This window comes from Mycobacterium terramassiliense (assembly GCF_900157385.1).
GTDB lineage: Bacteria > Actinomycetota > Actinomycetes > Mycobacteriales > Mycobacteriaceae > Mycobacterium > Mycobacterium terramassiliense.
Window position 1 is genome coordinate 632,691 of the sequence record NZ_LT717700.1, and the last position, 13,081, is coordinate 645,771.

The 13,081-nt window shown below is 68.6% G+C and carries 14 protein-coding genes; 4 read left to right on the forward strand and 10 right to left on the reverse strand.

Annotated elements, in window-relative coordinates; genetic code table 11:
- Positions 1-31: 31 nt before the first annotated feature.
- Positions 32-487: a lipocalin-like domain-containing protein gene (locus MTAB308_RS11080; RefSeq protein WP_216823659.1), complete on the forward strand. Its 456-nt coding sequence runs from the start codon at positions 32-34 to the stop codon at positions 485-487.
- 91 nt (positions 488-578) lie between these two features.
- Entirely contained in the window at positions 579-1,322 is a 744-nt protein-coding gene (locus tag MTAB308_RS11085) for an SDR family oxidoreductase (RefSeq protein WP_216823660.1), read from the forward strand.
- A gap of 139 nt (positions 1,323-1,461) precedes the next feature.
- On the opposite strand, the gene MTAB308_RS11090 is transcribed toward MTAB308_RS11085, so the two are convergent.
- Positions 1,462-1,806 carry a UBP-type zinc finger domain-containing protein gene (locus tag MTAB308_RS11090; protein WP_077100130.1) on the reverse strand — a complete coding sequence of 115 codons (345 nt, stop codon included), beginning with the start codon at positions 1,804-1,806 and terminating at the stop codon, positions 1,462-1,464.
- An 87-nt stretch (positions 1,807-1,893) separates the two neighbouring features.
- On the opposite strand from MTAB308_RS11090, the gene MTAB308_RS11095 reads away from it, so the two are divergent.
- The gene (locus MTAB308_RS11095; protein ID WP_077099485.1) at positions 1,894-3,591 is read left to right on the forward strand and encodes an FAD-dependent oxidoreductase; all 1,698 of its coding nucleotides are present in this window, start codon (positions 1,894-1,896) and stop codon (positions 3,589-3,591) included.
- 117 nt (positions 3,592-3,708) lie between these two features.
- Positions 3,709-4,968 (forward strand): amidohydrolase, encoded by a 1,260-nt coding sequence (locus MTAB308_RS11100; protein WP_077099486.1) that lies wholly within the window; start codon positions 3,709-3,711, stop codon positions 4,966-4,968.
- Positions 4,969-5,027: 59 nt separating this feature from the next.
- On the opposite strand, the gene MTAB308_RS11105 is transcribed toward MTAB308_RS11100, so the two are convergent.
- The 9 genes from MTAB308_RS11105 to alr form a co-directional block, all read right to left on the reverse strand.
- Complete coding sequence (locus tag MTAB308_RS11105) at positions 5,028-5,495, reverse strand: cupin domain-containing protein (protein WP_066907668.1); 468 nt, start codon at positions 5,493-5,495, stop codon at positions 5,028-5,030.
- 284 nt (positions 5,496-5,779) lie between these two features.
- The gene (gene groL / locus MTAB308_RS11110; protein WP_077099487.1) at positions 5,780-7,408 is read right to left on the reverse strand and encodes a chaperonin GroEL; all 1,629 of its coding nucleotides are present in this window, start codon (positions 7,406-7,408) and stop codon (positions 5,780-5,782) included.
- Between the two features lie 85 nt (positions 7,409-7,493).
- Positions 7,494-7,796, reverse strand: a complete 303-nt coding sequence (gene groES / locus MTAB308_RS11115) for a co-chaperone GroES (protein ID WP_007167930.1) — start codon at positions 7,794-7,796, stop codon at positions 7,494-7,496.
- Between the two features lie 288 nt (positions 7,797-8,084).
- Complete coding sequence (gene tsaD, locus MTAB308_RS11120) at positions 8,085-9,128, reverse strand: tRNA (adenosine(37)-N6)-threonylcarbamoyltransferase complex transferase subunit TsaD (protein WP_077099488.1); 1,044 nt, start codon at positions 9,126-9,128, stop codon at positions 8,085-8,087.
- Positions 9,125-9,622: a ribosomal protein S18-alanine N-acetyltransferase gene (rimI, locus tag MTAB308_RS11125; RefSeq protein ID WP_077099489.1), complete on the reverse strand. Its 498-nt coding sequence runs from the start codon at positions 9,620-9,622 to the stop codon at positions 9,125-9,127. Before rimI ends, tsaD begins: the two co-directional genes overlap by 4 nt.
- Positions 9,619-10,248: a tRNA (adenosine(37)-N6)-threonylcarbamoyltransferase complex dimerization subunit type 1 TsaB gene (tsaB, locus tag MTAB308_RS11130; RefSeq protein ID WP_077100132.1), complete on the reverse strand. Its 630-nt coding sequence runs from the start codon at positions 10,246-10,248 to the stop codon at positions 9,619-9,621. The genes rimI and tsaB overlap by 4 nt, the downstream gene beginning before the upstream one ends.
- Positions 10,245-10,715 carry a tRNA (adenosine(37)-N6)-threonylcarbamoyltransferase complex ATPase subunit type 1 TsaE gene (gene tsaE, locus MTAB308_RS11135; RefSeq protein WP_077099490.1) on the reverse strand — a complete coding sequence of 157 codons (471 nt, stop codon included), beginning with the start codon at positions 10,713-10,715 and terminating at the stop codon, positions 10,245-10,247. The genes tsaB and tsaE overlap by 4 nt, the downstream gene beginning before the upstream one ends.
- Positions 10,708-11,760, reverse strand: a complete 1,053-nt coding sequence (locus MTAB308_RS11140) for an alpha/beta fold hydrolase (protein ID WP_173842152.1) — start codon at positions 11,758-11,760, stop codon at positions 10,708-10,710. The genes tsaE and MTAB308_RS11140 overlap by 8 nt, the downstream gene beginning before the upstream one ends.
- A 52-nt stretch (positions 11,761-11,812) precedes the next feature.
- A complete protein-coding gene (gene alr / locus MTAB308_RS11145) occupies positions 11,813-12,979 on the reverse strand; it encodes an alanine racemase (RefSeq protein WP_216823661.1) in 1,167 nt (388 codons plus the stop codon).
- Between the last annotated feature and the right edge of the window lie 102 nt (positions 12,980-13,081).

The following is a 13,081-nucleotide window of genomic DNA, read 5'->3' on the forward strand; positions in this document are numbered from 1 at the left end:
CACCCGATGACCCAGGCCGTGGGAGGCAGTGGTGCCGGAAGCATTGCGGGACAGGCTGATCGGTGCCTGGAAGTTGGTGTCGTACCTCGAATTCCCGGTGGACGGGTCGGACCCGTTCGAGCCGCTGGGCCATCAACCGCGCGGCATCATCATGTACACCCCGGACGGGTATATGTCCGCGCAGCTCTCCAAGATCGACCGTCCCCACTTCGCCTCTGGAGATTGGTTCGCCGGCACCCGTGAGGAATACGCGTCGGAGGCGTCGTCTTACATCGCCTACTCCGGACCTTTCCATGTAGACGAAGACAAGCAGACGCTCACCCACTCGATGTTCGTATCGCTGTTCCCCGACTGGACCGGCCAGACACAGCCGCGGCGGGTCGAGCTGGATGGCGACACTCTGAAGCTAGGGACTGCCTCACCCATCCAATCGAGCGGCAGAACCGTCAATTCCGTACTCACCTGGCGACGCGCCGAACCGAGTTGAACTGCACGACGACCATGGGGATTGGGCGGCACGGGAACCCGCATGGGCGACTAGAGGGGAAGCGGCTATGAACGGCGGACGACGGGTCGTAGTGACGGCCGCGGCCGCCGGAATCGGGCTCGCGGTCGCGAAGACCTTCGCGGCTAACGGGGACCGAGTGCACATCTGTGATGTCGACGAGCAGGCCCTCACGCGCTTTAGCCATGAAAATTCGGCGATCACCGCAACAGTCTGTGACGTGTCCGATCGCTCCGCAGTCGAGGCTTTCGTCAGCTCCGCTGTCGATGTGCTGGGTGGTATCGACGTGCTGATCAACAACGCCGGTATCTCGGGACCGACCTCGTCGGTGGAGGATATGGATCCCGAGCAGTGGGATGCAGTGCTCGCGGTCAACCTGACCGGCACCTTCAACGTCACGAGGTTGTCCATCCCGTTCCTGAGGAGGTCTGACGCCGGCGTCGTCATCATCATGTCCTCCGTCGGCGGCAGGTTCGGCTATCCCCAGCGCAGTCCCTACGCTGTCACCAAAAGGGGATTGATCGCTCTCACAGAGACGCTGGCCATCGAACTGGGAGGCCACGGGATACGCGTGAACGCCATCGCCCCGGGCGCGGTGGCGGGCGACCGCATCCAGCGCGTGCTCAAAAGCCGCGCCCAGTCCACCGGACAGAGTCTGGAAGAGGTGACCGCGGACGCCATGAGCATCCAATCCATCAAACGCTTCGTCGACCCCGACGACATTGCTGCCCTGGCGGTCTTCCTCGCCTCCGACAGCGCAAGATCCATTACCGGACAGACCATCCCCATCGACAACGGCTCCACGGCCGCCGAATGATACGGCCGCTTGAGCGACATCGTTTCAGCTCACGGCGATCCGCATCGAGCACCGCATTCCCTGGCATGGCCTCATGCCGCGCCCGACGTTCCGTGGTCACGCTGCGAGCAATGATGCGCCAGAGCCCGTTGGCGCAATGTCAACGCAGCAGCTGTTGCCAGTCGGCGGGGACACGCCCGGCTGGTCCCGGCGTCGGCTGGTCCAGCGGGTGATGTTCTGGGGGCGCAAGTCGCGGGCCGTCATAGAACTGTTGGTCCCGGTAGTCGTAAAACCAGTCTTCGCCCGGCTCATAGCTGGCGATCACGGGATGCCCGGTCGTGTTGGCGTGGGCGCTGGCGTGCTGGCCCGGCGAGTTGTCACAGCAGCCGACATGGCCGCACTCGGCGCAGCGGCGCAGATGAAACCACCAGCCGAGTTGGTGGTCGCACTCCACGCACCCCGGGCCGCTGGGCGAGACGGTGGTGTCGATGCCTACGTCGCTCACCCACCCATCGAACGCCGAGTCGTGCCGCGGGCGCAATATGCTCGGGCAATCGCCGTAGCGGAAACTCCGCCGTGCCTACAGTGAGACATGTCTTCCGATGACATCGAGGCGGACCGACCGCCGCCTGAAACGCCGGACAGCCATGAGGCTTTCCCGTGTCTGAGTGCGGACCAATTGGACGTGCTTCAGTCGTGGGGCCAGCGCCGACCCATCGCGGTCGGAGACGTTCTCTACCATCCCGGACAGCGTGTCGGCGAGGTCCTGGTGGTGCTGAGCGGACGGGTCGGCATCGTAGAGAGTGATCCCGACGACGACCGAACGATCCAGGTTCATGGACAAGGCGGGATCCTCGGCGAGTTGGGCATGCTGGAGGGACAGCCGGCCATCTTCGGTGCACGGGCGGTGCAGGCCGGGGAGATACTGGCGGTCCCTGTAGGCCGCCTCAGCGACGTCGCGTTGCAGGATTCGGTGCTCGGGGAAACGATTCTGCGGGCTTTCTTAATCCGGCGTTCGCGCCTGATCGAGCGCGGGGCCGGAATGCGTATCATCGGCTCCGGTCACGTCCCCGATACCCGCAGGCTACTGGAGTTTTCGGCTCGAAATAGATTGCCGCACAAGTGGATCGACCTTGAGAAGGATTCACGCGTCGATGCCTTCCTGCGAAGAATGAACGTGGACCCGCAAGAAACCCCGGTGGTTATTCTCGGACGCGGCAAGCTGCTGCGGAACCCCTCCAATTCCGCGGTCGCCGCTGAGCTCGGCATGTTCGCATCGCCCGGGCCCGCCGCGGTCTGTGACCTGCTCGTCGTCGGTGCGGGGCCCGCCGGGCTCGCCGCCAGCGTTTACGGCGCCTCGGACGGTCTGAGCGTCACCGCCGTCGATGCCGTCGCCGTCGGCGGTCAGGCCAGCACCACCTCACGGATTGAGAACTATCTCGGCTTTCCCGCGGGCATTTCCGGGGCAGAGCTGACCGAACGCGCCTTCGTCCAGGCGACCAGGTTCGGCGCGCAACTGCTGGTGCCGGCCACCGTGACCGCGCTGGCGTTCCATGACGGTTATTTCCGGGCGGATCTGGGCGGCGACCACGTCGTGCACGCCCGCACGGTCGTCGTCGCGTCGGGTGCACGCTATCGGCGCTTGGACGTGCCGGGTTTGGACCGGTTCGAGACCGCCAACGTGTATTACGAGGCTACGGTCAACGAGCGGCAGGCCTGCGGCGTCGAACCGGTGGCAGTCATCGGCGGGGGTAATTCGGCCGGACAGGCGGCTGTGTTTCTGGCCGATACCGCCCGGCGCGTCTACCTCCTGGTGCGCGACAGCGACCTGGGCGCCAAGATGTCGCGATATCTCGCCGACCAGATCTCCCGCGACCACCGCATCACGGTGATGACACACACCGAGGTGCGCGAGCTGCGCGGCGACGACGTTTTGACCTCAATCGTGGTGGAAGACAACGAAAATGGATCGCGCACCGAACTGGCGGTCCGGACATTGTTTGTCTTCATCGGCGCGCAGCCGCAGTCGGCGTGGCTTGCCGGTGAGGTGGCGCTCGACACGCACGGGTTCGTATTAACCGGCTCAGATCTCGACAGCGGAGAGGATCGGATGGACCGGGCGCGGCATCCGTCGATTCTGCAAACAAGTCAGCCGGGGATATTCGCGGCAGGAGACGTTCGCCGGGGGGCGACCCGACGTGTGGCCGCGGCGATGGGCGAGGGAGCCATCGCGGTGGCATCGGTCAACCAATACCTCGCGGATGTTGGGCACGCGGTCCGACACCCGTGACTAACCGGGCGGCGTGGGCACCAGTGCAGCGATTGCCTCGGATCGGTGCGCGGGTAGCCGGAGGTAACGGCTCCACCGTCGGCGTGCCCGGGAGGCACCGAGAGATCGAAGGGAAAAATGACCACCGCATCGAAGCGCGCCGCCGAAATCCTCAAGGGCCTGGCGGAAATCCGCCCCTGGCAGGAAAACCTTTATCGCGACATCCACCGGCACCCCGAACTGTCCCATCAGGAACATCGCACGGCGAACCTGGCCGCGGACAAGTTGCGCGGATTGAGCTATGAAGTGCGCGACGGAATCGGCGGCACCGGCGTCGTCGGCGTGCTGCGCAACGGCGCCGGCCCCACCGTGCTGATGCGCGCCGACATGGACGCGCTGCCCGTAGAGGAGGCCACCGGCCTTCCCTATGCCAGCACCGTGCGCGCCTCCGACGCCGCGGGCAATGAAGTCCCCGTGATGCATGCGTGCGGCCACGATGTGCACGTCACCTGTCTGCTTGGCGCTGCGGCATTGCTCGCCGGGGGCAGCGATCACTGGAACGGAACCGCGATCGCGCTGTTTCAGCCCGCCGAAGAAGTCGGCGATGGCGCCTCGGTCATGGTCGACGACGGGCTGACTACCGCCGTTCCACCGGTCGACGTGGCCCTTGCCCAGCATGTGCTTCCGGCACCAGCCGGCCATGTTGGCACCCACCGTGGGCCAGTGCTCTCGGCCGCCGACAGCATGCGCATCACGGTGTATGGCCGCGGCGCCCACGGTTCGATGCCGCAGGCCGGGGTCGACCCGGTGGTTCTCACGGCGATGATCGTGGTGCGTCTTCAAACCATCGTCTCGCGTGAGGTCGCCCCCACCGACACCGTGGTGCTCACGGTCGGCAGCATCCACGCCGGCACCAAAAGCAACGTGATCGGTGATCAGGCAGTGCTCGAACTCAATCTGCGCACCTATGACGAATCCACGCGAAGCGCGGTGCTCGCCGCGATCCGCCGCATCGTGATCGCTGAGTGCCAGGCGTCCAATTCCCCAAAGGCACCGGTCTTTGAGCTCTACGACCGCTTCCCGCTCACCGTTAACGATGCTGAGGTCACCGAGCGGGTCAGTGACGCGTTCGCCGGATTTTTCGGTGAACGCTTCCAACCGATGGCGGCGCAGTCGGCCAGTGAGGACTTCAGCGATATCCCGAAAGCACTAAAAGCCCCTTACACCTATTGGGGCATAGGAGGAATCGATAATGAGCTGTACCGCAAGGCTCTCGACGCCGGACGAGTTAGTCAAGACATCCCGGTGAACCACTCGCCGACGTTCGCCCCGGTCATTCAGCCGACCCTGGACACCGGCACGCAAGCGCTCGTCGTCGCCGCACTGGCCTGGCTGTAAAGCGACCAATCTCCCCCCGGGCACCAGTGCGGGACGGGCCTCCCCGGATGAGTGCGCGGTCAGCGCGGAGGGCCGAGAATGACCTGTCCGAACTTGTCCGCTCCCTCGGCCATCCGTGCGGGTGAGATTTCGAAACCGTCCGGGCGCGGCGTCGCCTTGTCACGGCCGGCGTAGCGGAACATACCTTCGATCCCCGCGGGGGTGTTGACCATGAGCAGATCCGCCTTCTTGGATGTGATGCGATAGGCGTGCGGAATGTTCTTGGGCAAGAAGACGATACCGCCTTCCGAGAGCTCCATCTCCTGGTCGTCGTACCAGAGCAACGCGGTCCCCTTGATCAGCATGAAGACCTCGTCCTCACGCGTGTGTTTGTGATACGGGGGTGCTTCGCCCTCGCTGACATCGAAGCGTCCGATCATCAACTGGCCATCGGTGGCCTTGCCGTCGAGCAAGATCGCCAGCGTGCCGCCGTCGAGCCATTCCAACTGCTGCTGCTGCTCCGGCTGCGCCAGGTATGCCATGCTCATGCATCGTCTCCATTCGTGATGGGCGAGAGCTACCACGTTGCTCCCGAGTGGATCCGTTGGGCGACTTCAATGTCCGTGCTCGAGAGTATGCATGCGCGCGAGCGGGGATGCATTGCTGTGCTGCTCGAGCTGCGCCCACCGGCCGCCTGTGCCTCACAGGATCAGAAACCGAAACGCCCCGGCGAATAGCCGGGGCGTTCGATAGTCCAGATGCCGACCGTGGGGCCTACGCACGAAAACCGTTGAGTTTTCCTACCGAAGGCCCACGGTCGGGCATCTGTCGCTCAGTGGTGGTGGTGATGGCCGTGGCCGTGGCCGTGGTCGTGCTCGTCCGCGTCGGCGGGTTTGTCGACGATCGCGGTCTCGGTGGTGAGCACCATTCGGGCCACCGACGCCGCGTTGACGACGGCCGAGCGGGTCACCTTGACCGGGTCGATGACGCCGGCGCCGAGCAGGTCGCCGTAAGCGAGCGTCTCGGCGTTCAACCCCTGCCCGACGGGCAGCTCGCTGACCTTGTTGACCACGACCGAGCCGTCCAGCCCGGCGTTGGTGGCGATCCAGTACAGCGGGGCCGCCAACGCCTCGAAGAACACGTCGACCCCGAGCGCCTGGTCGCCGCTCACCGTCCCACGAAGCTGCGTCAGCGCTTTGCGGGCGTGGATGAGCGCCGTTCCGCCGCCCGCGACGATGCCCTCCTCGACGGCCGCCTTGGCGGCCGAGACGGCGTCCTCGACGCTTTCCTTGCGCTCCTTGAGCGCGGTCTCGGTGGCGGCACCGACCTTGATGACGGCCACGCCGCCGGCCAGCTTGGCCAGCCGTTCCTGCAGCTTCTCGCGGTCCCAGTCCGAGTCGCTGTTCTCGATCTCGGCGCGCAGCTGCTTGATGCGGGCCTCGACCGCGTCCTTGGAGCCGCCGCCCTCGACGACGATGGTGTCATCCTTGCTGACCACCACGCGACGGGCCGAGCCCAGCACGTCGGTGTCGACCTCGCGCAGCAGCAGCCCGGCGTCGGGGTTGATCACCTGGCCGCCGGTGACCACCGCGAGGTCCTCGAGGAACGCCTTGCGGCGATCGCCGAAGAACGGCGCCTTGACCGCGACGGCCTTCAGCGTCTTGCGAATCGAGTTGACCACCAGGGTCGCCAGCGCCTCGCCCTCGATGTCCTCGGCGATGATCAGCAGCGGTTTGCCCGATTCGGCGATCTTCTCGAGCATCGGCAGCAGGTCGGGCAGAGAGCTGATCTTCTCCTGGTGCAGCAGGATCACCGGGTCGTCGAGCACGGCCTCCTGCGAGTCGAAGTCGGTCACGAAATACGCCGACAGGAAGCCCTTGTCGAAGCCGACGCCCTCGGTGAACTCCAGCTCGGTGCTCAGGGTCGAGGATTCCTCGACGCTGACCACGCCGTCGGCGCCGACCTTGGTCATGGCCTCACCGACCAGCTCGCCGATCTGCTGGTCGCGCGACGACACCGTCGCCACCTGGGCGATGCCCTCCTTGCCGGCCACCGGGGTGGCCTCCGCGAGCAGCGCCTCGGACACCGCGTCGCCGGCCTTGCCGATCCCGACGCCCAGCTCGATGGGGTTGGCGCCGGCGGCGACCATGCGCAGGCCGTCCTTGATCAGCGCCTGCGCCAGCACGGTCGCCGTGGTGGTGCCGTCGCCGGCGACGTCGTTGGTCTTGGTGGCCACCGACTTGACCAGCTGGGCGCCGAGGTTCTCGAACGGGTCGTCCAGGTCGATGTCGCGCGCGACCGTGACGCCGTCGTTGGTCACCGCCGGCCCGCCGAACGCCTTGGCCAGCACCACATGCCGGCCGCGCGGGCCCAGCGTCACGCGTACCGCGTCGGCGAGCTTGTTCACGCCCGCCTCCATGGCGCGGCGCGCGGTTTCGTCGTACTCAATGATCTTGCTCATCAGTCTCCTTCACCCGCTACGAACGCATGCCGCCCCGGAAATCACCCGCGGTGTGCGCGGGGATCGCCGGGGCGGAACACGGTCCTTACTTGGATACGACAGCCAGCACGTCGCGGGCGGACAGGATCAGGTACTCCTCGCCGTTGTACTTGATCTCGGTGCCGCCGTACTTGCTGTAGATGACGGTGTCACCCTCCGAAACGTCCAGCGGGATCCGCTTCTCGCCGTCCTCATCCCACCGGCCGGGGCCGACTGCGACGACGGTGCCTTCCTGCGGCTTCTCCTTGGCGGTGTCAGGAATGACCAGACCGGACGCGGTCGTGGTCTCGGCCTCGTTGGCCTGCACGAGAATCTTGTCCTCGAGTGGCTTGATGTTCACCTTCGCCACGATTGGAGCCCTCCACTAGTTAGTCGGGTCCGGGGCCTTCGCCCCGGACATTTGTAGATCTCGGTCCGGGGCGTTCACCCCGGCCGGAGTTGGCGGTCGGTCCGGGGCAAGCCCCGAACCGCCCGAATATCAGTTGACCCAGCATCCATCCGTTGCCCGAGCGCCGTCGTCGCGGGTGCCGGCACAGGGCTTGGCCGATTGCCACCTAGCACTCTATACATGCGAGTGCTAGCACTCAAGGCCGCCCCGGTGCTTCTGACGCATTGGCGTGTCCGCGCTGAGCGAACATCAGCCCACCTGCGCTTTTACCACCGGCAGGCCGGGGTCGCTGGGCACGTCCAGGGGCGACGGCGGCGCCCCCGCGGCAACCAGGTGCGCGGCGAAGGCGGCGATCATCGCGCCGTTGTCGGTGCACAGCCGCGGCCGGGGGATGCGCAGCGTCAGCCCCGCGGCCGCGCAGCGCTGCGTGGCGAGCTCCCGCAATCGCGAGTTCGCGGCCACTCCCCCGGCGATCAGCAGGGTCGAGACGCCCAGTTCGGTGGCCGCGCGCACCGCCTTGCGGGTGAGCACGTCGGCGACGGCCTCCTGGAAGCCGGCGGCGATGTCGGGGGTCGCCGCGTCGGGATGGCTCTCCACATACCGGGCGACCGCGGTCTTGAGCCCGGAGAAGCTGAACGCGTAGGCGTCGTCGGCCGGGCCCGTCATGCCGCGCGGGAACGCGGGGATCTCTGCGGCCTCCCGGTCGCAGGTGCGGGCCAGGTCGTCGAGCGCCTTGCCGCCCGGATAGCCCAGCCCCAGCAGCCTGGCCACCTTGTCGTAGGCCTCGCCGGCGGCGTCGTCGACGGTGCTGCCCAGCTCGACGATCGGTTCGCCGAGCGAGCGGACGTGCAACAGGTGGGTGTGCCCGCCGGACACCAGCAGCGCCACGCATTCGGGCAGCGGCCCATGCTCGTGGACGTCGGCGGCCAGGTGCCCGCCCAGGTGGTTGACGGCGTAGAACGGCACGTCCCACGCGGCCGCGTACGCCTTGGCCGCGGCGACTCCCACCAACAGGGCGCCGGCCAGCCCGGGCCCGATGGTGGCCGCGACGATGTCCGGTTTGTCATCGGGCTTGTCCAGGCCGGCGGCCGCCAGCGCGCGGCGCATGGCGGGGCCCAGCGCCTCGAGGTGGGCGCGCGAGGCGATCTCGGGGACGACGCCGCCGAAGCGGACGTGTTCGTCGACGCTGGACGCGACCTCGTCGGCGAGCAGGGTCACGCCGCCGTCATCATCGAGGCGCGCGATGCCGACTCCCGTTTCGTCGCAGGAGGTTTCGATGGCGAGGATGATCATGTGAGCGCTCCCCCGCAAGCGGGAGGTGCCCCCGCCCGCCGCATGGTGTACGCGTCGGCGCCGCTGACCCGGTAGTAGCGGCGGCGCAGGCCGATCTGCTCGAACCCGGTGCTGCGATACAGCGCGATGGCCGCCTCGTTGTCGGTGCGCACCTCCAGGTAGACCGCGCCGCCGGCGGCGAAGGCGAGCAGCTCGTCGAGCAGGCGGCGGCCGATGCCCTGGCCCTGATAGTCCGGGTCCACCCCGATGGTGTGCACCTCGTACTCGAACGGGGGGGTGCGGCCCAGCCGCGAGATGCCGGCGTAGCCGACCAGCCTGCCGGCGGCGACGCGCGCGGCCACGTAGTGATTGTGTTTGGCGTCCAGTTCCCGGTTGAACGCGACCGCGGGCCACGGGTCGTCGCCGGGGAACAGCTGGGCCTCCAGCTCGGCGCAGCGCTCGGCGTCGGCGGGCGTCAACGCGCCGAGCGTCACGGGCTCGCGGCAGGCCGTCACCGGGGGGCCGCCAGGGGCTTGGCGTCGGGGCGCCGGAGATAGAGCGCGACGAGCGGCGGCGGGGGCTCCGACCAGTCGGGCACCGCGGCGACGAGGCCGGCCGGCGGCGGGTGGACGGGCCCCCGGACCGGCAGGCCGAACAGCGCCGCGTGTTCGGGCGAGCCCGCCACCGCCCGCGCCGGTCCGGGGTCGACATCGGCGGGGGCGTTGACTGCCGGCCCGGCCGTGCGGAACCCGTCGCGGTAGCGGGCCCAGTAGACCTCGCGGCGGCGGGCGTCGGTGACCACCAGGACGTCGCCGCTGGTGCGCACCCCGATGGCGTCCAGGCTGCACACCCCGTGCACCGGGATGCCCAGCGCATGCCCGTAGGCGGCCGCCGTCGCCATCCCGGCGCGCAGCCCGGTGAACGGCCCCGGCCCGCAACCCACCACGACGGCATCGAGATCGGCCATCGTCAGCGCGGCGTCGGCGAGGGCGGCGACCACGTTGGGCGTCAATCGCTCGGCGTGCGCGCGGGCGTCGACGGTGACCCGCTCGGCCAGCACGGTGTCGACGCCGCGCTCGATCCGTACCAAGCCCGCCGTGACGGCCGGGGTCGAAGTGTCCAGGGCCAGAACGAGATTCACGGGCGGCCCCACTCCCAGGTGGCGATCCGCACGTCGGAGTGGCTGACCCGCTCCAAACGGATGTCGAGGTGTCGCTCGGCGAGGCGTTCGGCGAGCCCCTCGCCCCACTCGACCACGACGACCGCGTCGTCGAGATCGGTGTCGAGGTCCAGGGAGTCGAGCTCACCCAGCAGGTCGGCGCGTCCCTGGTCGAGGAGCCGGTACATGTCGACGTGGATCATCGCCGGCGCGCCGGACCGCCGCGGCGGATGCACCCGGGCCAGCACGTACGACGGCGACGTGACGGGCCCGTCGACGTCCATCGCCGCGGCAATCCCCTTGGCCAGCACGGTTTTTCCCGCCCCGAGCGGACCGGAGAGCACCACCACGTCGCCGGCCCGCAGTTCGCGGCCCAGCCGCGAGCCCAGCGCTACGGTGTCCTCGACGCGCTCGCAGGTGGCCGTGCCGCCGCCATCGGACTCAGCCATCGCGCCGCAACCGTTGCTGGAGTCGCCGGTAGCGCAGGGCCATCTTGCCCGGGACGGCCCGGTGGACGAGCCGGACCAGCCCGTCGTTGATGGCCTCGGGCTTGTCCAGCAGCGCCAGGTGGCTCGCCCCGGCGACGATGACCAGCTCGGAGCGCGGCAGCGAGGCGGCCATCTTGCGCGAGTATTCGTCCGGGGTGAGCAGGTCGTGATCGCCGCACGCGATCAGGGTGGGCACCTTGAGCAACGTCCACAGCCCGGCGGTTTCGTCGTGCTTTTCCAGGGCGTCCAAAAAGCCCACCATGGTGGCGATCGGGGTGCCGTTCATCATCCGCTGGGAGAACGCGTCCAGGCTCCGGCTGACCTGCAGGTCACTGTAGGACGCGGCGCGCAGGATCGGCCCGATCAGCGACCGCGACACGTTGCGGCCGCGGTGCATCAGCTTGGGCGCGGAGCGGGCGGTGAACCGGAAGGCTTCCAGCGCAGGGTTTTTCAGGATCTCGCCCAGGGGGGACCGGGTAACCCCTTCGGCCGCGGAGGAAATGATCGCGGCGCCGACGATCCTGCCGCCGTAGTGCTCGGGGAACTGGCGAGCGTGCGCGAGCACCGTCATGCCGCCCATGGAATGCCCGACCAGCACGACCACCCCGCGGGGGGCGACCGCGCGCAGCACGCTTTCCAGGTCCTCTCCCAGTTGGGTGAGCGTGTACGTCTCGGGCTCGCCGGTGCCGGAGCGCCCGTGCCCGCGCTGGTCGTAGAACACCATCCGCACGGGCGCACCCAACCGGTTGGGCAGGCGGGTCCGCTGGAAGTGGAAGGCGCCCATGCGCAGGCAGAAGCCGTGGACGAAGACCATGGTCACGTGCGCGTCCACCGGCCCGGCCTCGCGGACTGCCAGCGGCACCCCGTCGGGTGTGGTCACCACGTAGGCGCGGTCACGGTCGATCCGCTCGAAATCCTCGTCGGCGTAAGGGTCTTCGACGGCGCTGGCACGCTGGGTCATCGACCGGCGGGCGGAGGCGCCGACGATGGTGGCGACGGCGGCCACCCCCGCTCCCCCCGCAAGCCAGGCCCTGCCCCTGTGGCGCCTGCGGGTCCTGTCAGCGCTCAACGGTTCCGGCCTCGCGATAGGTTCTGGTGATCCGCCCCCGAGGGCTGGTGACCACTTCGTAGTGGATGGTGCCGAGCAGGTCGGCCCAATCCTGCGCGATGGGTTCGCCGCGGGTGCCGGGCCCGAACAGGATCGCCTCGTCGCCCTCGGCCACATCGACCGGCCCGGGACCCAGGTCGACCATGAACTGGTCCATGCAAATCCGGCCGGCGCCGGGCCGGCGCCTGCCGTTGATCAGCACCTCGAGGCGCCCGCCCAGCGAGCGGAACACGCCGTCGGCGTAGCCGATCGGCAGCAGCGCCAGGGTGGTGTCCCGTTGCGCCGTCCACGTGTGCCCATAGGACACGCTCTCGCCGGCGCGAATCGACTTCACCAGCGCGACCGGGCATTTCACCGTCATCGCCGGGACCAGCCCCATGTCGCCGAGCCCGGGAACCGGGCTCAGCCCGTACACCGCGATGCCCGGCCGCACCAGGTCGAAGGCCAGGTCGGGCCGCGACATGGTGGCCGCCGAATTCGCCAGGTGGGCAACCCCGAACCGCACCCCCTTGGCGCGCGCCAGCGCCAGCATCTCGGAAAGCCGTTGGGCCTGAACGTCATTGATGGGGTTGTCGGGCTGATCGGCGTACACCATGTGCGACATCAGCCCGCGCGGCCGGATGGCGTCCTGGGCGACGGCGGCGCGCAGCGCGCTCAGCATCGCCGGATACTGCGCCGGGGCGACGCCGTTGCGGTTCAATCCCGTGTCCACCTTGACGGTCACCGTGGCCGTCCGCCCGGTCCGGCCCACCGCGTCGGCCACCTCGTCGAGCTGGCGCACCGAGGACACGGCGATCTCCACGTCGGCCAGCAGCGCCGGCCCGAAGTCGATGCCGGGCGGGTGCAGCCAGGCCAGCACCGGGGCGGTGATGCCGTCGGCGCGCAGGGCCAGGGCCTCGTCGACGGTGGCCACGCCCAGCTCCGCCGCCCCGGCGGCCAGGGCCGCGCGGGCGACGTGCGTCGCGCCGTGGCCGTAGCCGTCGGCCTTGACGACGGCCATCACCTGCGCGCCACCGGCGTGCTCGCGCAGCACCCGCACGTTGTGCGCGATGGCGCCCAGGTCCACGACGGCCTCGGCGAGCATGCCGGGCGTCAGAGATATCGGCGTAGCGGCCACGGCCGCCATTGTCCCAGAAGTGCGCGGAACGTCGCCGAGCGTCGACTCGTTGTAGCGCATTCGGCCTGATCAGCGCAGCAAGTCGACGGTCGGCGCCGAAGA